The organism is Streptomyces sp. B1I3 (assembly GCF_030816615.1).
GTDB lineage: Bacteria > Actinomycetota > Actinomycetes > Streptomycetales > Streptomycetaceae > Streptomyces.
Map to the genome: position 1 here is coordinate 3,351,826 of NZ_JAUSYD010000001.1, position 17,199 is coordinate 3,369,024.

Genomic DNA, 17,199 nt, shown 5'->3' on the forward strand with positions numbered 1-17,199 from the left:
CACCCCTCCCCCGCCGGGCCCGGCCGGTGCGCGCCCCGCGCACCGGCCGGGCCCTCCCCTTTCCGCACCCCACCGCAGGAGTCACCATGGCTACCCCGCTCACCGCCGACACCCTCGTCAGCGCACTGACCGCCGAAGGCGTCCAGGTCGTCGAATACGGCGACTGGCGCCACCACAACCGCAACACCCAGGGCGCCTGGGGCCCGGTGAACGGCGTGGTCGTCCACCACACCGTCACCACCGGCACCGACGCCTCGGTCGCCCTCTGCTACGACGGCTACGCCGAGCTGCCGGGCCCGCTCTGCCACGGCGTCATCGCCAAGGACGGCTCCGTCCACCTGGTCGGCAACGGCCGCGCCAACCACGCCGGCCTCGGCGACGACGACGTGCTGGCCGCCGTGATCAACGAGACCGCACTGCCTGCCCCGGACGAGAACAACACCGACGGCAACGCCCGTTTCTACGGCTTCGAGTGCGTCAACCTCGGCGACGGGTCCGACCCGTGGCCCGAGATCCAGCTGGAGGCCGTCGCCCGGGTGTCGGCCGCGATCTGCCGGGCGCACCACTGGAACGCGGCCTCGGTCATCGGCCACAAGGAGTGGACCAACACGAAGATCGACCCCAAGGGCTTCAGCATGGCGTCGATGCGCAACCGGGTGGCCGCCCTGCTGGCCGCCGCACCCGGCGGCAGCGCCGTGCGCCTCCAGCCGTTCCCGGGCGCCGCCTTCTTCACGTCCGCACCGAACTCCACCATCGTCTCCGCGATGGGCGGCCGACTGGTCGCCGAGGGCTGCTCCGCCTACACCGACGGCCCCGGCCCGCAGTGGGGCGAGGCCGACCGCGCCTCGTACGCCCTGTGGCAGCAGAAGCTCGGCTACACCGGCGCGGACGCCGACGGCTGGCCGGGCGCCGGTTCCTGGGCCGCCCTGAAGGTCCCGTACACAGCCTGACCCCGCCCCGACCGGCGCGCCCGGGGCCGTACGAGCGCCCGCCCCGCCCCATCCACCACCGAAGGATCCTCATGGCCACACCTCTGAGCGCCGGCCGGTTGCTCGCCGCGTTGCACGCCGAAGGCGTCGACGTCGTCGAGTACGGGAGCTGGCGCACCCACAACCGCAACCACAAGGGCGCGTGGGGCCCGCTGAACGGTGTGATGATCCACCACACCGTCAGCAGCGGCACCACCTCGTCCGTGGAGCTCTGCTACAACGGCCACGCCGGCCTGCCCGGCCCGCTCTGCCACGGCGTCATCGACAAGGCAGGCACTGTCCACCTCGTCGGCAACGGCCGCACCAACCACGCGGGCGGCGGCGATCCTGCCGCACTCCGGCGGGTGATCGCGGAGGACTACGGCGACCGCCCGCCCGCCCCGCAGGAACACGAGGGCAGCGCCGGGTCCGTCGACGGCAACGCCCACTTCTACGGATTCGAGTGCATCAACCTCGGTGACGGTGAGGATCCCTGGCCGGCCGCCCAGCTCGACGCGATCGAACGCGTCTCGGCGGCCCTCTGCCGGGCCCACGGCTGGAGCGCGCGCAGTGTCATCGGCCACCTGGAATGGTCCGACCAGAAGGTCGACCCGCGCGGCTTCACCATGCCGTCGCTGCGGAACCGCATCGCCACCCGGCTGAGCGGCCCGGCGAGCGGCCCGGCGAGCGGCGGCTCGGCGAGCAGGCCGGCCGGCGGGGGGCCCACCCCCCGCTACCAGCCGTTCCCCGGCGCCTCGTTCTTCACCGGCCGTACCAGCTCCCCCGTGATCACCGCCATGGGCCGCCGGCTCGTCGCCGAGGGCTGCTCGTCCTACGCCGTGGGTCCCGGCCCCCGCTGGACCGACGCCGACGCCCGCTCGTACACCGCCTGGCAGCGCAAGCTCGGCTTCCGCGGCAGCGACGCCGACGGGGTGCCGGGCCGCACCTCCTGGAACGCCCTCAAGGTCCCGTACACGAAGTGAGGAGCCTGCCGTGTCCGACGCCGCCAGGCGTACCGCCCGTACCGTCCTGCAGACCGCCGTCTCCCTTGCCCTGCTCCTGCCCGCGCTTGTCGACGCAGCCGGTCTCCCGGCGGCCCTGCCCCGGGTCGCCGGGGCCCTGGCCGTCGCGGGGGCGCTGACCCGGGTGATGGCCGTGCCCGGGGTGCAGGCACTGCTCCCGGCATGGCTGCGCACCCGAGCACCTGGGACCGAACCTCCGGAAGCCGCCCATGAACGAAACTGATCCGAACAACCCGGTCGCCGTCGCCCTGGAACTGGAGCGCCTGCGCGGCTCGCTGGAGGCCGGCTTCGCCCGGGCCGACGGCCAGCTGGCACTGCTGGTGCAGCGCAGCGACCAGACCGACAAACAACTGGCGGACCACGAGGCCCGCCTCGACACGCTGGAACGCTCCCGCTGGCCCCTGACGAGCATCGGCGCCCTCACCGCGACCGCCGCCCTCGCCGTCACCCTGTGGGAAACCATGCGCTGACCCGCATCGGGGCGGCCCGGTCCCGGGCCGTCCCGAGCAGTTCCCCTCATTGCAGGGAAGGGCCAACTAGACTGTGGTGCGCGCACGTCGGACCCCAGGGGCCCCAGCACCACCACTCCCGACGGCCTCCTTCGGACGCACCACCCCCACGCCTCCAGCCGTCCTCCCGTCATTCAGGAGCACCACGTGCAGGTCGTGTCCCGTCCCGTCGTCGCCGCCCTCGCCACCGCGGGGGCCCTGTTACTCGGCTCAGCCTGCGGCAGCCAGACCGCCGACGACGCCGCAGCCGCCCCGTCGGACCCCTCGGCCGCCGCCTCGGTCGCCGCCGCTCCCGAGGAGAGCACGGGGTCCTCGCCCTCGGGCTCGCCCTCCGCGTCACCCTCCGCATCGCCCTCGTCCTCCGCGTCCGCGTCCGCCCCCGCATCGGCGTCCCCCGCCCAGAAGTCACCGAAGGCGGGCACGCGGGAGGACTCCTCGGCCGGCGGGACACAGCCAGCCGGCGAGACACAGCGGAAGCCGTCCGCCCCGTCCTTCCCGGTACCGGTCGAGGTCGGCAACGCCACCCAGGTCATCACGGTCCGTGCCAGTGGTTCGTACGCGACCGTGACCGCCTGGCAGAAAGGTTCCTCCGGCTGGAAGTCGCAGTTCTCCACCACGGCCGGACGCGTCGGCTCGAACGGGGTGACCAACGGCTCCACCCGGCGCCAGAACACGTACACGACGCCGTCGGGCACGTACACCCTCACCCAGGGCTTCGGCGTGCAGGCGGGCGGCACCTCCATGCCGTACACCGTCGTCAACGGCAGCCACTGGTGGGTCGAGGACCCGGAGTCGAAGTACTACAACCAGATGCACTCGGCGTCCGGAGCCGACTTCCCGCTGACCGAGCAGGGCGCCCGGGGCAGCGAACGCCTGGTGGACCACCCGACGCAGTACGCCAAGGCGCTCGTCATCGACTACAACCGGTGGCCCGCCGTGCCCGGCCGCGGGGCCGGCATCTTCCTGCACGTCAACGGCAGCGGAGCCACCGCGGGCTGCGTCTCCGTCCCCCGCGCCACCATGGACCGGATCATGGGCTGGATCAGCCCGTCCGCCCACCCCCGGATAGCCATCGGCTGAACCGCCGCACGCCGGACCACGGCACGCAGAAGGGCGCCCACCCCCGCGGTACTCCGCGGGGGTGGGCGCCCTTCTCACTCACTTCTACTGGTTGTACGGACCGTAGTCGTAGTCCTCCAGCGGAACGGCCTGGCCGGAGCCCGTGCCGAACGGCGAGTAGTCGATGTCGTCGTAGCCGACGGCCGAGTACATCGCGGCCTTGGCTTCCTCGGTCGGCTCGACCCGGATGTTGCGGTAGCGGGAGAGACCCGTACCGGCCGGGATGAGCTTACCGATGATGACGTTCTCCTTGAGGCCGATCAGGGAGTCCGACTTGGCGTTGATCGCCGCGTCGGTCAGGACCCTGGTCGTCTCCTGGAAGGACGCCGCCGACAGCCACGACTCGGTGGCGAGCGAGGCCTTGGTGATACCCATCAGCTGCGGACGGCCGGAGGCGGGGTGACCGCCCTCGGTGACCACACGACGGTTCTCGGTCTCGAACTTCGAGCGCTCGACGAGCTCGCCCGGCAGCAGCTCCGCGTCGCCGGACTCGATGATCGTCACACGGCGCAGCATCTGCCGGATGATGATCTCGATGTGCTTGTCGTGGATCGACACACCCTGCGAGTTGTAGACCTTCTGGACCTCGCCGACCAGGTGGACCTGGACCGCGCGCTGACCGAGGATCCGCAGCACGTCGTGCGGGTTGGTGGCACCGACGGTGAGCTTCTGGCCCACCTCGACCGGGTCGCCCTCGCCGACCAGGAGACGGGCACGCTTGGAGATCGGGAACGCCGTCTCCTCGCTGCCGTCGTCCGGGGTGACGACGAGCTTCTTGGTCTTCTCGGTCTCCTCGATACGGACGCGGCCTGCCGCCTCCGAGATCGGGGCGACACCCTTGGGCGTACGCGCCTCGAAGAGCTCGACGACACGCGGCAGACCCTGGGTGATGTCGTCACCGGCCACACCACCGGTGTGGAAGGTACGCATCGTCAGCTGGGTACCGGGCTCACCGATGGACTGGGCGGCGATGATGCCGACCGCCTCACCGATGTCGACCAGCTTGCCGGTGGCGAGCGAGCGTCCGTAGCAGAAGGCACAGGTGCCGACCGCGGACTCACAGGTCAGGACCGAGCGGGTCTTGACCTCCTCGACGCCGGCGCCCACCAGGGCGTCGATCAGGACGTCACCGAGGTCGACGTTGGCAGGCGCGATGACCTTGCCGTCGACGACGACGTCCTCGGCGAGCATGCGGGCGTAGACCGAGGTCTCGACGTCGTCCGTCTTGCGGAGCACGCCGTCGGCGCCCTTGACGGCGATCTTCAGCTTGAGGCCACGGTCGGTGCCGCAGTCCTCCTCGCGGATGATGACGTCCTGCGAGACGTCCACCAGACGACGGGTCAGGTAACCCGAGTCGGCGGTACGCAGGGCGGTGTCCGCCAGACCCTTACGGGCACCGTGCGTGGAGATGAAGTACTCCAGAACGGTGAGGCCCTCGCGGAAGGACGCCTTGATGGGACGAGGGATCGTCTCGTTCTTGGCGTTCGACACCAGACCACGCATACCCGCGATCTGACGCATCTGCATCATGTTTCCTCGGGCACCCGAGTCGACCATCATGAAGATGGGGTTCGTCTTCGGGAAGTTCGCGTTCATCGCCTCGGCAACCTCGTTGGTCGCCTTGGTCCAGATCGCGATGAGCTCCTGCGTGCGCTCGTCCTTGGTGATCAGACCGCGCTCGTACTGCTTCTGGACCTTCTCGTCCTGCTCCTCGTAGCCCTTGACGATGGCCTTCTTGGCCTCGGGCACGACGACGTCGGAGATGGCCACGGTCACACCGGAACGGGTCGCCCAGTGGAAACCGGCCGCCTTCAGGTTGTCGAGCGTCGCCGCCACGATGACCTTGGGGTAGCGCTCGGCCAGGTCGTTGACGATCTCGGAGAGCTGCTTCTTGCCCACCGAGTAGTCGACGAACGGGTAGTCCTCGGGCAGCAGCTCGTTGAAGAGTGCGCGGCCCAGGCTCGTACGCAGCCGGAAGGTGTCACCCGGCTGGTACTCGGGCTCGCCCTCCTCGGCGACCGGCGGCACCCAGCCACGCGGCGGGATGGTGCCCACCGGGAAGCGGATGTCGACCTTCGCCTGGAGCGACAGCTCGCGGGCGTCGAAGGCCATGATCGCCTCGGCCGTGGAGCCGAAGGACCGGTCCGTGCCCTTGACGTTGCGGCCCTCTTCGTCCGTGGTGAGGAAGAAGAGGCCCAGCACCATGTCCTGGGTCGGCATGGTGACGGGACGGCCGTCGGCCGGCTTCAGGATGTTGTTCGAGGACAGCATCAGGATGCGGGCCTCGGCCTGCGCCTCCGCGGAGAGCGGCAGGTGCACGGCCATCTGGTCACCGTCGAAGTCCGCGTTGAACGCGGTGCAGACGAGCGGGTGGATCTGGATGGCCTTGCCCTCGACCAGCTGCGGCTCGAAGGCCTGGATGCCGAGGCGGTGCAGGGTGGGCGCACGGTTCAGCAGCACCGGGTGCTCGGCGATGACCTCTTCGAGGACGTCGTACACGACGGTGCGGCCACGCTCGACCATGCGCTTGGCCGACTTGATGTTCTGCGCGTGGTTCAGGTCCACCAGGCGCTTCATCACGAACGGCTTGAAGAGCTCCAGCGCCATCGCCTTCGGCAGACCGCACTGGTGCAGCTTGAGCTGCGGGCCGACGACGATCACGGAACGCGCGGAGTAGTCCACGCGCTTGCCGAGGAGGTTCTGACGGAAACGGCCCTGCTTGCCCTTCAGCATGTCGCTGAGGGACTTCAGGGGACGGTTACCGGGACCGGTGACCGGGCGACCGCGGCGGCCGTTGTCGAACAGCGCGTCGACGGCCTCCTGCAGCATCCGCTTCTCGTTGTTCACGATGATCTCGGGGGCACCGAGGTCGAGAAGACGCTTGAGGCGGTTGTTGCGGTTGATCACACGGCGGTACAGGTCGTTCAGGTCGGAGGTCGCGAAGCGGCCACCGTCCAGCTGCACCATCGGACGCAGGTCCGGCGGGATGACCGGCACGCAGTCGAGCACCATGCCCTTGGGCTTGTTGCTGGTCTGCAGGAACGCGGAGACGACCTTGAGGCGCTTGAGCGCACGGGTCTTCTTCTGGCCCTTGCCGGTGCGGATGATCTCGCGGAGGCGCTCGGCCTCCTCGTCGAGGTCGAAGGATTCCAGGCGCTTCTGCAGCGCGGCGGCGCCCATGCAACCGTCGAAGTACGTACCGAAGCGGTCCCGCAGCTCGCGGTAGAGCAGCTCGTCGCCCTCGAGGTCCTGGACCTTGAGGTTCTTGAAGCGGCTCCACACCTCGTCGAGACGGTCGATCTCGCGCTGCGCACGGTCGCGCAGCTGCTTCATCTCGCGCTCGGCACCTTCGCGCACCTTGCGGCGCACGTCGGCCTTGGCGCCCTCGGCCTCGAGCTCGGCCAGGTCGGTCTCGAGCTTCTTGGCACGGTTCTCGAGGTCCGAGTCACGGCGGTTCTCGACCTGCTGACGCTCGACGGAGACGTGCGCCTCCAGCGACGGGAGGTCGCGCGTGCGGCGCTCCTCGTCGACGAACGTGATCATGTACGCGGCGAAGTAGATGACCTTCTCGAGGTCCTTCGGCGCGAGGTCCAGCAGGTAGCCGAGGCGCGACGGGACGCCCTTGAAGTACCAGATGTGGGTGACGGGAGCGGCAAGCTCGATGTGGCCCATGCGCTCACGGCGCACCTTGGCGCGCGTGACCTCCACGCCACAGCGCTCACAGATGATGCCCTTGAAGCGGACACGCTTGTACTTGCCGCAGTAGCACTCCCAGTCCCGGGTCGGACCGAAGATCTTCTCGCAGAAGAGTCCGTCCTTCTCGGGCTTGAGCGTGCGGTAGTTGATGGTCTCCGGCTTCTTCACTTCGCCGTGGGACCAGGTCCGGATGTCGTCCGCGGTGGCAAGGCCGATCCGCAGCTCGTCGAAGAAGTTGACGTCGAGCACTTGTCGTCAATCCCTCTTTCGGGGGTTCGAGCCCCCTCGCTTCACGCGAGAAATCGGGGCACTTCAGCAATGGTCTGAACGGGTCCGGGGAGAGCCGGCCGGATCACGGGGATCCGGCCGGCCAACCCGTCAGACCTCTTCGACGCTGCTCGGCTCGCGCCGGGACAGGTCGATACCGAGCTCCTCCGCCGCGCGGAAGACGTCCTCGTCCGTGTCGCGCATCTCGATGGACATGCCGTCCGAGGACAGCACCTCCACGTTGAGGCAGAGCGACTGCATTTCCTTGATGAGCACCTTGAAGGACTCGGGAATGCCGGGCTCGGGGATGTTCTCGCCCTTGACGATCGCCTCGTAGACCTTCACGCGGCCGGTGACGTCGTCGGACTTGATCGTCAGCAGTTCCTGGAGGGCGTATGCGGCGCCGTAAGCCTCAAGGGCCCACACCTCCATCTCACCGAATCGCTGCCCACCGAACTGCGCCTTACCACCCAGCGGCTGCTGCGTGATCATGGAGTACGGGCCGGTCGAACGCGCGTGGAGCTTGTCGTCGACCAGGTGGTGCAGCTTGAGGATGTACATGTAGCCGACCGAGACCGGCTCGGGGAACGGCTCGCCGGAGCGGCCGTCGTACAGGTTGGCCTTGCCCGAGGGCTGGACCAGCCGGTCGCCGTCGCGGTTCGGGATCGTGGCCTGGAAGAGGCCGGTGATCTCGTCCTCGCGGGCGCCGTCGAAGACGGGCGTGGCGACGTTGGTGCCGGGGGCGACCTTGTCGGCGCCGATGGCCTGCAGGCGCTGGGCCCACTCGTCACCGAGGCCGGAGACGTCCCAGCCGCGGCTGGCGAGCCAGCCGAGGTGGATCTCCAGGACCTGTCCCGGGTTCATTCGGGACGGGACACCCAGCGGGTTGAGGATGATGTCGACCGGGGTGCCGTCCTCCAGGAACGGCATGTCCTCGATCGGCAGAATCTTGGAGATGACGCCCTTGTTGCCGTGGCGGCCGGCGAGCTTGTCACCGTCGGTGATCTTGCGCTTCTGCGCGACGTAGACGCGGACCAGCTGGTTCACGCCCGGCGGCAGCTCGTCGCCCTCTTCGCGGTCGAAGACGCGGACGCCGATGACCTTGCCGATCTCGCCGTGCGGGACCTTCAGCGAGGTGTCACGCACCTCGCGCGCCTTCTCACCGAAGATCGCGCGGAGCAGGCGCTCCTCCGGGGTCAGCTCGGTCTCACCCTTGGGCGTGACCTTGCCGACGAGGATGTCGCCGGCGACGACCTCGGCACCGATACGGATGATGCCGCGCTCGTCGAGGTCGGCGAGGACCTCCTCGGAGACGTTCGGGATGTCCCGGGTGATCTCCTCCGGGCCGAGCTTGGTGTCACGGGCGTCGACCTCGTGCTCCTCGATGTGGATCGAGGAGAGGACGTCGTCCTGCACGAGGCGCTGCGACAGGATGATCGCGTCCTCGTAGTTGTGACCCTCCCACGGCATGAACGCCACGAGCAGGTTCTTACCGAGGGCCATCTCGCCGTCCTCGGTGGCCGGACCGTCGGCCAGGACCTGGCTCTCGACGACCCGGTCGCCCTCGGAGACGACGACCTTCTGGTTGACCGACGTGCCCTGGTTGGACCGCATGAACTTGGCGATGCGGTACGTGGTGTACGTGCCGTCGTCGTTCGTCACGGTGATGTAGTCCGCGGAGACCTCCTGGACCACACCCGACTTCTCGGCCTTGAGCACGTCACCGGCGTCGGTGGCACAGCGGTACTCCATGCCGGTACCGACCAGCGGCGCCTCGCTCTTGATGAGCGGGACGGCCTGACGCATCATGTTCGCGCCCATGAGGGCACGGTTGGCGTCGTCGTGCTCGAGGAACGGGATCATCGCGGTGGCGACCGACACCATCTGGCGCGGCGAGACGTCCATGTAGTCGACGTCGTCGCCGGGGATGTAGTCGATCTCTCCGCCACGACGGCGGACCAGGACGCGGGCCTCGGTGAAGCGCATGTCCTCGGAGAGCGTCGCGTTCGCCTGGGCGATCACGAAGCGGTCCTCTTCGTCGGCCGTGAGGTAGTCGACGTCGTCGGTGACGACGCCCTCGACGACCTTGCGGTACGGCGTCTCGATGAAGCCGAACGGGTTGATGCGCCCGTAGGAGGCCAGCGAGCCGATCAGGCCGATGTTCGGGCCTTCCGGCGTCTCGATCGGGCACATGCGGCCGTAGTGCGACGGGTGAACGTCACGGACCTCGAAGCCGGCCCGCTCACGGGAGAGACCACCCGGGCCGAGGGCGTTGAGACGACGCTTGTGCGTCAGGCCCGACAGCGGGTTGTTCTGGTCCATGAACTGGGACAGCTGGCTGGTGCCGAAGAACTCCTTGATGGAGGCGACGACCGGCCGGATGTTGATCAGGGTCTGCGGCGTGATCGCCTCGACGTCCTGGGTGGTCATGCGCTCGCGCACGACGCGCTCCATACGGGCGAGACCCGTACGGACCTGGTTCTGGATCAGCTCACCGACGTTACGGATACGGCGGTTGCCGAAGTGGTCGATGTCGTCGGTCTCGACCATGATCGAGCGGCCGGACTCGCCGACCGTCTCGGTCTCACCGGCGTGCAGCTTCACCAGGTACTTGATGGTGGCGATGATGTCGTCGCTGGTGAGGACACCCGCGTCGAGCGGCTCGTCGGCGCCGAGCTTCTTGTTCACCTTGTAGCGGCCGACCTTCGCGAGGTCGTAGCGCTTCGGGTTGAAGTAGAGGTTCTCGAGCAGCGTCTGAGCGGCCTCACGCGTGGGCGGCTCACCCGGGCGCAGCTTGCGGTAGATGTCGAGCAGCGCGTCGTCCTGACCCTGGGTGTGGTCCTTCTCCAGGGTGGCGCGCATGGACTCGTACTCGCCGAACTCCTCGAGGATCTGCTCGGTGGTCCAGCCGAGAGCCTTCAGGAGGACGGTGACGGACTGCTTGCGCTTGCGGTCGATGCGGACACCGACCATGTCGCGCTTGTCGATCTCCATCTCCAGCCAGGCACCCCGGGAAGGGATGATCTTGGCGGAGAAGATGTCCTTGTCGGACGTCTTGTCGATGGAGGAGTCGAAGTAGACACCCGGCGAGCGGACGAGCTGCGACACGACGACACGCTCGGTGCCGTTGATGACGAAGGTGCCCTTGTTGGTCATGAGCGGGAAGTCGCCCATGAAGACCGTCTGGGACTTGATCTCGCCGGTCTCGTTGTTGGTGAACTCGGCCGTGACGAAGAGCGGGGCGGCGAACGTGAAGTCGCGCTCCTTGCACTCGTCGATCGAGTTCTTCGGGGGCTCGAAACGGTGGTCGCGGAACGTGAGCGACATCGACCCGGAGAAGTCCTCGATCGGGGAGATCTCCTCGAAGATTTCCTCCAGGCCGGACTTGGTGGGGACGTCTTGTCCGCTGTCCAGAGCAGCCTCGACGCGAGCCTTCCAGGCGGCATTACCGAGGAGCCAGTCAAAGCTCTCGGTCTGCAGCGCGAGGAGGTTCGGAACCTCGAGGGGCTCCTTGATCTTTGCAAAAGAGATGCGCAGCGGGGCGGTGCTGGCACCGTTGTTCGTATTCGAGGTCGAGGCGTTGCGCGAGGCGGCCAAGAGGGGGTCCTTCCGAGGGCTCGGACTCACTACGCGCGTACCGGCCCCAAGCCGTACACAGAGACAGAGATCCCAAGGTGAGGGACTGATCGGTCATCGGCGTAGGCGTGGGCATGCCCCTGGTGACGGGCAGGAGGCAGCTAACAGGCAGCGCAAAGGGTCAGTGTAGCCAAACGCCACACTGATGTCCAGTCGCGGTTCTCAGAGACCCACGTTGCTCTCAACAGCTGTTCTCAACACCTAGAAATAGCCCTCGCGCGGTGTGCGCTCTTCTTTACTGCCCTCTTCGCTCTCGATCCATGCCTCGGATGCGGATCGAGATGACGACGCGTCCTGAGAATTGCGCGCCGCGTGCGGTTCGTCAAGGCCTCGAGGCCCCGGACGGACGGCCGCCGTTCTTCACCTGCGCCCACAGGACGCCGGTTGACGCTCCGGAGAGACGCACGGCGAAAGATCACCCTACTCGTCACGGACGGAAGATCAAGGCAGCCTCCGGGCGCACGCCGAAGGGCGACCACCCGGATGGGTGATCGCCCTTCGCGATGTGACATCTCAGCCTTGCGGCAGAGACGGTCCTGAGGAGTCAGACGACTCGCAGGGTCACTTGACCTCGACGGAGGCGCCGGCGCCCTTGAGGGACTCGGCAGCCTTCTCGGCGGCCTCCTTGGCGACCTTCTCGAGGACGGGCTTCGGGGCGCCGTCCACGAGGTCCTTGGCCTCCTTGAGACCCAGCGAGGTCAGCTCACGCACGACCTTGATGACCTGGATCTTCTTCTCGCCGGCACCCGTGAGGATGACGTCGAACTCGTCCTGCTCGGCCTCGGCCTCGGCCGGGGCGCCCGGACCGGCCGGACCGGCGACGGCGACCGCGGCGGCGGCGGTGACGTCGAACTTCTCCTCGAACGCCTTAACGAACTCGGAGAGCTCGATGAGGGTGAGCTCCTCGAACTGGGCGAGCAGGTCTTCCTGGCTGAGCTTCGCCATGATGGCGTCCTTCCACTAATTCGGCAGGTGCCGGATGTATATGTCGGCGGGCGTACGTGGTGCCCGCTGGACTACCGAGTGGTTACTCGGAAGCCTCGGCGGGAGCCGGCGTACCGGCACCGCCCTGCTCGGCCCTCTTGGCGCGAAGCGCTTCCGCGGTGCGGACGAACTTCGACGGCAGAGCCTGGAAGAGCTGCGCAGCCTGAGTCTGCTTGCCCTTCATGGCGCCGGCCAGCTTGGCGAGCAGAACCTCGCGGGACTCGAGGTCCGCGAGCTTCTTGATCTCATCGGCGGACAGCGCCTTACCGTCAAGGACACCGCCCTTGATGATGAGGTTGGGGTTGTCCTTGGCGAAGTCACGAAGACCCTTCGCCGACTCCACCGGGTCACCGGTGATGAAGGCAACCGCCGTCGGACCTGCGAACAGGTCGTCCAGCGTGTCGATCCCGGCCTCGTTGGCCGCAATCTTGGTCAGCGTGTTCTTCACCACGGCGTACTGGGCGTTCTCACCGAGCGAACGACGCAGCGTCTTGAGCTGCGCCACGGTGAGACCCCGGTACTCGGTCAGCACAGCGGCGTTCGAGCTGCGGAACTGGTCCGTAAGCTCGGCTACCGCGGCAGCCTTGTCGGGCCTTGCCATGAGCGTCGGCCTCCTTCCGGGTGATGAGGACCGCTCAGAAGGGGCCGGTAAAGACGAAACGCCCCGGCGCAGGCGCCAGGGCGTAGCTCGACCGGATGGAATCCGGGAGCTTTCCACAGTCACCTGCGCGGGTCGCCCGTTCTCGACGGATCCTTCGGTCACCGGCCTCTTGCGAGGACACGGCAACGACCAGCGGTCTTTGGCTTCTCGTGGAGAGTACGCGACCGGAGCCGCGCGGAGCAAATCCGTCCCGTTTCGACCGGTGCGGGAGGTTCAGGACCGGCCCGCAGGGGCCACCGGGGAGATCAGGAAGCCCCCGCGGTACTGCCCTGCTGCTGCTCCAGCATCTCCTTGAAGTCGATCGTGTCCCCGGCCGCCGGCTTCCGGACCGACACGTCGGTGCCGTAGTCGCTGTAGAAGACCGTGGAATTGAGCGCACCGGTCTTCGTCGCGCCCTTCTCGGTCTTCTTCACCAGCAGGTTGTCCTTGTCGACCCAGATGTCGACCGTCTCCGTAGTGATGCCGAGCTGGTCGAGCTGCTTCTTGAAGGCGGCCAGCCGGCCGGCGTCCAGGGCGGAGTTCTTCGCGGTCAGCTCCGCCACGTCGACGGTCCCGGAGTAGTGGGTCGTGGACACGCCCCGCACGTCCTCCTGGCCGACCTCCTTGACGTCGCCGGAGGCCAGCAGGGCGTTCACCCCCTGCTGCGGGGTGCTGTTCTGCATCTGCTCCTTCATGACCTCGCCGGACGCGCCCGCCAGCTCGGCGAGGTCGGCGTACCCGTAGCGGATCCAGTGCTTGCCGCCCACGTTGGCCGCGAAGGCGTCGCCCATGTTGGCGTAGTACTCGTCCTTGAGGTAGCGGGCCTGCATCGAGCCGTCACCGCCGGACTGCTTCAGCGCGTCCCCCATGGCGCCGCCGGTGTACGTGATCTTCAGCGCGCCCGTCATGCCGTCCGACCAGTCGATGGCACCGGACTGCTCCATGGACATCGTGCTGCCCATGACCGTGGTGCCCTCCACCTTGGCCGACTGCGCGCCCCCGGTCTCCTTCTGCACCAGGCGCAGCGCGGCGACGGCCTCGGTCCCCACCGCTCCCCTGCCGCTGCTGCCGTCCACCCCCGAGGACCCTGTGGAGCCGCCGTTTCCTCCGCCGCAGGCGGCCACCGACATCAGTGCCGCCGCTGCCGCGACCGCTGTACCCGTCCGCCGTACCGTCGTGGTCATCATGTAACGCTCCACCCCTTGCTTCACAGGTTCGTCCTACGGATACGAGGACGGGCCCCGCACCTCGAAAGGTTGCGGGGCCCGTCACATGCCGTGAAAACGGCTACCGGGTGAGCACGGAGGCTCAGACGGCGGCCGGGTCCTCCTCGACGAGGAGGTTGCGCACGCGGTTGGCGTCCAGCGGGATGCCGGGGCCCATCGTCGTGCTCAGGGTCGCCTTCTTGATGAAGCGGCCCTTGGCGGCGGACGGCTTCAGACGGAGGATCTCCTCCAGCGCCGCGCCGTAGTTCTCGACCAGCTTGGTGTCATCGAACGAGGTCTTGCCGATGATGAAGTGCAGGTTCGAGTGCTTGTCGACGCGGAACTCGATCTTTCCGCCCTTGATGTCGTTGACAGCCTTGACGACATCGGGGGTGACGGTGCCGGTCTTCGGGTTCGGCATCAGACCACGCGGACCGAGCACGCGGCCCAGGCGGCCGACCTTGCCCATGAGGTCCGGCGTGGCGACGACGGCGTCGAAGTCCAGACGGCCCTTCGCCACCTCGTCGATGAGCTCGTCGGCGCCGACGATGTCGGCGCCCGCGGCTTCCGCGGCCGCAGCACGGTCACCGGTCGCGAAGACCAGGACCCGGGCGGTCTTGCCGGTGCCGTGCGGGAGGTTCACGGTGCCACGGACCATCTGGTCGGCCTTGCGAGGGTCAACACCCAGAGCAAACGCGACCTCGACGGTGCTGTCGAACTTGGTGGAGGCGGTGTCCTTGGCGATACGGACGGCCTCGAGCGGGGCGTACTGGCGCTCCCGGTCGATCTTCGCGTCCGCAGCGCGGAGGTTCTTGCTGCGCTTCACTTCTACTCCTGTGTGTTTGCGAGTGTGGAGTCGTGGTGCGGACCAGCGCTTGGTCCTACCACTGAGGGCGTACGGGGCTGAATCAGCCTTCGACCGTGATGCCCATGGAACGGGCGGTGCCAGCGATGATCTTCGACGCGGCGTCGAGGTCGTTGGCGTTCAGGTCGGGGAGCTTCGTCGTGGCGATCTCGCGGACCTGGGCAGCCGTCAGCTTGGCGACCTTGGTCTTGTGCGGCTCGCCGGAGCCCTTGTCCACGCCCGCGGCCTTGAGGATCAGCTTGGCGGCCGGCGGAGTCTTCGTGATGAAGGTGAAGGAGCGGTCCTCGTAGACCGTGATCTCCACCGGCACGACCATGCCACGCTGCGACTCGGTCGCGGCGTTGTAGGCCTTGCAGAACTCCATGATGTTGACGCCGTGCTGGCCCAACGCGGGGCCGACCGGCGGAGCCGGGTTGGCCGCACCGGCGTTGATCTGGAGCTTGATAAGCCCCGTGACCTTCTTCTTCTTGGGAGGCATTGCTCTCTCCGGGTCCTAGTGAGAGTGTTTCGCCGCCAGTCCGGTCTTCCGGACGGAGGCATACCGCACAACGATAACGGGTATAGCTGCGCGACCAAAAACCGAGCAGGTCAGACCAGCTGCGAAGCCGGTCTGACCTGCTCGGTAGGCATGTGTCCAGAAACTGGCGGAAGCGCTAGTTCTTCTGGATCTGGTCGAAGCTGAGCTCGACCGGAGTCTCGCGACCGAAGATCTCGACGAGGCCCTTGACCTTCTTCGAGTCGGCGTTGATCTCGTTGATCGTCGCCTGCAGCGTCGCGAACGGGCCGTCGGTGACCGTGACCGAGTCGCCCACCTCGAAGTCCAGCACCTGCACCTCGACCTTGCGGGCCGGAGCCGGCTTGCCCTCGGCCTCGGCGGCCTCGCGGGCCGCCTTCTCCTCGGCCTCGGGGGCGAGCATCTTGACGATCTCGTCCAGGGTCAGCGGGTACGGGTCGTAGGCGTTGCCGACGAAGCCGGTGACGCCGGGAGTGTTGCGGACGACACCCCACGACTCGTTCGTCAGGTCCATGCGCACCAGGACGTAACCGGGGAGCTTGTTCTGACGGACGTTCTTGCGCTCACCGTTCTTGATCTGGACGATCTCTTCCTCGGGCACCTCGGCCTGGTAGATGAAGTCCTCGACGTTGAGCGAGACGGCGCGCTGCTCCAGGTTGGCCTTCACGCGCTTCTCGTAGCCGGCGTAGGTGTGGATGACGTACCACTCACCGGGAAGGCCACGCAGCTCTTCGCGCAGGGCGGTGACGGCGTCGACGGGAGCGGCCGGCTCGGTCGGCTCCGCCTCGTCCTCGTCGGCCTCCGCGTCGGCGGCTTCCGCGTCGGCAGCAACCTCGTCGGACACGGCGGCGTCGTCGGCGTCCACCTCGTCGGACACGGCGGCCTCCTCGGCCTCCGCCTCCTCGTCGGATCCGACGTGCACGGCGTCCTGCTCGGCGGGCTCGCCCGCACCGGCGTCAGCAGCTTCGACCTGGTCCGGGTCCACGGCATCCGCCGCCTCGACGATGTCGAGCTCGTCCTCGGCGGACTCGACGGCGCTCGCCGTGGGCTCGGCGTCGTCGTTCAGGTTCGGGTCAGACACGATGGCTGCTTCTTCCTGGATACATATGGGTGGAACATGCGAAAGGGGCGCCGATGAGGCGCCCTCCGCGGGGATCAGCCGAAGACGTACTTGATGACCCGCGCAAAACCGAAGTCAATCACGGTAACCAGACCGATCATGACGACCACGAACACGATCACGACGGCCGTGTACGTCGTCAGCTGGCTGCGCGTCGGCCATACGACCTTGCGGAGCTCGGCGACGATCTGGCGGTAGAAGAGCGCGAGGCGGCCCAGCGGGCCCTTCTTGCCGCGCTTGCCGCCCTTGCGGTTCTTCTTCTTCGACTCGGGGGCTTCGTCCTCGGCATCAGGCATGTCGATGGAGCCCACGGCGTCCGTCACGCTACTCACCTGATTCCGGGTCGTGGCCGTGCCGCGCCCGGTGGAGCCGCACGGCGGTGCATTGAAGTACGTACATGCGCACACATCCTGGCGAAGGAGTGTGTAGCAGGGCCGGAGGGACTTGAACCCCCAACCGCTGGTTTTGGAGACCAGTGCTCTACCAATTGAGCTACGACCCTTTGTGGATTCCACCAACCTACCGCATCTTCCCCGGTGGGCCGGGTGCGAAAACGGTGCGGCTGATGAAGGCCAACGACAGGTGAGTGTACGTGCTCGGGGGCGCCGCGTCGAACAGACCACTACCGACCGGTCCTGTCCGGATGCTGTCCGA

14 protein-coding genes and 1 tRNA gene are annotated in these 17,199 nt (G+C 67.7%); 5 read left to right on the forward strand and 10 right to left on the reverse strand.

The window, feature by feature from the left end:
* Positions 1 to 86 precede the first annotated feature (86 nt).
* From QFZ58_RS15270 to QFZ58_RS15290, 5 genes are all read left to right on the forward strand, one after another.
* Positions 87 to 950, forward strand: coding sequence for a peptidoglycan-binding protein (locus tag QFZ58_RS15270; RefSeq protein ID WP_307125466.1), 864 nt, complete (start codon positions 87 to 89; stop codon positions 948 to 950).
* A 71-nt stretch (positions 951 to 1,021) separates the two neighbouring features.
* Positions 1,022 to 1,951 carry a peptidoglycan-binding protein gene (locus QFZ58_RS15275; RefSeq protein WP_307125467.1) on the forward strand — a complete coding sequence of 310 codons (930 nt, stop codon included), beginning with the start codon at positions 1,022 to 1,024 and terminating at the stop codon, positions 1,949 to 1,951.
* Between the two features lie 10 nt (positions 1,952 to 1,961).
* Positions 1,962 to 2,213 carry a hypothetical protein gene (locus QFZ58_RS15280; protein ID WP_307125468.1) on the forward strand — a complete coding sequence of 84 codons (252 nt, stop codon included), beginning with the start codon at positions 1,962 to 1,964 and terminating at the stop codon, positions 2,211 to 2,213.
* Complete coding sequence (locus QFZ58_RS15285; protein WP_307125469.1) at positions 2,200 to 2,460, forward strand: hypothetical protein; 261 nt, start codon at positions 2,200 to 2,202, stop codon at positions 2,458 to 2,460. The genes QFZ58_RS15280 and QFZ58_RS15285 overlap by 14 nt, the downstream gene beginning before the upstream one ends.
* 186 nt (positions 2,461 to 2,646) lie before the next feature.
* Positions 2,647 to 3,579, forward strand: a complete 933-nt coding sequence (locus QFZ58_RS15290) for a L,D-transpeptidase (RefSeq protein WP_307125470.1) — start codon at positions 2,647 to 2,649, stop codon at positions 3,577 to 3,579.
* A gap of 84 nt (positions 3,580 to 3,663) precedes the next feature.
* On the opposite strand, the gene QFZ58_RS15295 is transcribed toward QFZ58_RS15290, so the two are convergent.
* From QFZ58_RS15295 to QFZ58_RS15340, 10 genes are all read right to left on the reverse strand, one after another.
* Positions 3,664 to 7,563, reverse strand: a complete 3,900-nt coding sequence (locus QFZ58_RS15295; RefSeq protein ID WP_307125471.1) for a DNA-directed RNA polymerase subunit beta' — start codon at positions 7,561 to 7,563, stop codon at positions 3,664 to 3,666.
* Positions 7,564 to 7,692: 129 nt separating this feature from the next.
* On the reverse strand, positions 7,693 to 11,178 hold the full coding sequence (gene rpoB / locus QFZ58_RS15300; RefSeq protein WP_307125472.1) for a DNA-directed RNA polymerase subunit beta: 3,486 nt from the start codon (positions 11,176 to 11,178) through the stop codon (positions 7,693 to 7,695).
* Positions 11,179 to 11,778: 600 nt separating this feature from the next.
* On the reverse strand, positions 11,779 to 12,162 hold the full coding sequence (rplL, locus tag QFZ58_RS15305) for a 50S ribosomal protein L7/L12 (protein ID WP_307125473.1): 384 nt from the start codon (positions 12,160 to 12,162) through the stop codon (positions 11,779 to 11,781).
* A gap of 82 nt (positions 12,163 to 12,244) precedes the next feature.
* Positions 12,245 to 12,802, reverse strand: a complete 558-nt coding sequence (gene rplJ, locus QFZ58_RS15310) for a 50S ribosomal protein L10 (RefSeq protein WP_307125474.1) — start codon at positions 12,800 to 12,802, stop codon at positions 12,245 to 12,247.
* Between the two features lie 305 nt (positions 12,803 to 13,107).
* On the reverse strand, positions 13,108 to 14,028 hold the full coding sequence (locus QFZ58_RS15315; protein ID WP_307125475.1) for a hypothetical protein: 921 nt from the start codon (positions 14,026 to 14,028) through the stop codon (positions 13,108 to 13,110).
* A gap of 121 nt (positions 14,029 to 14,149) precedes the next feature.
* Entirely contained in the window at positions 14,150 to 14,872 is a 723-nt protein-coding gene (gene rplA / locus QFZ58_RS15320) for a 50S ribosomal protein L1 (protein WP_307125476.1), read from the reverse strand.
* 82 nt (positions 14,873 to 14,954) lie between these two features.
* Positions 14,955 to 15,389 carry a 50S ribosomal protein L11 gene (rplK, locus tag QFZ58_RS15325; RefSeq protein WP_010058817.1) on the reverse strand — a complete coding sequence of 145 codons (435 nt, stop codon included), beginning with the start codon at positions 15,387 to 15,389 and terminating at the stop codon, positions 14,955 to 14,957.
* A gap of 175 nt (positions 15,390 to 15,564) precedes the next feature.
* Positions 15,565 to 16,506: a transcription termination/antitermination protein NusG gene (nusG, locus tag QFZ58_RS15330; protein WP_307125477.1), complete on the reverse strand. Its 942-nt coding sequence runs from the start codon at positions 16,504 to 16,506 to the stop codon at positions 15,565 to 15,567.
* 74 nt (positions 16,507 to 16,580) lie between these two features.
* Positions 16,581 to 16,868, reverse strand: coding sequence for a preprotein translocase subunit SecE (gene secE, locus QFZ58_RS15335; RefSeq protein ID WP_307125478.1), 288 nt, complete (start codon positions 16,866 to 16,868; stop codon positions 16,581 to 16,583).
* A gap of 106 nt (positions 16,869 to 16,974) precedes the next feature.
* Positions 16,975 to 17,047: transfer RNA gene (locus QFZ58_RS15340), tRNA-Trp, on the reverse strand.
* Between the last annotated feature and the right edge of the window lie 152 nt (positions 17,048 to 17,199).

What these genes read in the sequence shown, in the direction of transcription:
- rplK (WP_010058817.1), bottom strand. Translation starts at nt 15,389, where the DNA reads ATGCCTCCCAAGAAGAAGAAGGTCACGGGGCTTATCAAGCTCCAGATC.
- QFZ58_RS15270 (WP_307125466.1), top strand. Translation starts at nt 87, where the DNA reads ATGGCTACCCCGCTCACCGCCGACACCCTCGTCAGCGCACTGACCGCC.
- QFZ58_RS15275 (WP_307125467.1), top strand. Translation starts at nt 1,022, where the DNA reads ATGGCCACACCTCTGAGCGCCGGCCGGTTGCTCGCCGCGTTGCACGCC.
- rplJ (WP_307125474.1), bottom strand. Translation starts at nt 12,802, where the DNA reads ATGGCAAGGCCCGACAAGGCTGCCGCGGTAGCCGAGCTTACGGACCAG.
- QFZ58_RS15315 (WP_307125475.1), bottom strand. Translation starts at nt 14,028, where the DNA reads ATGATGACCACGACGGTACGGCGGACGGGTACAGCGGTCGCGGCAGCG.
- rplL (WP_307125473.1), bottom strand. Translation starts at nt 12,162, where the DNA reads ATGGCGAAGCTCAGCCAGGAAGACCTGCTCGCCCAGTTCGAGGAGCTC.
- QFZ58_RS15285 (WP_307125469.1), top strand. Translation starts at nt 2,200, where the DNA reads ATGAACGAAACTGATCCGAACAACCCGGTCGCCGTCGCCCTGGAACTG.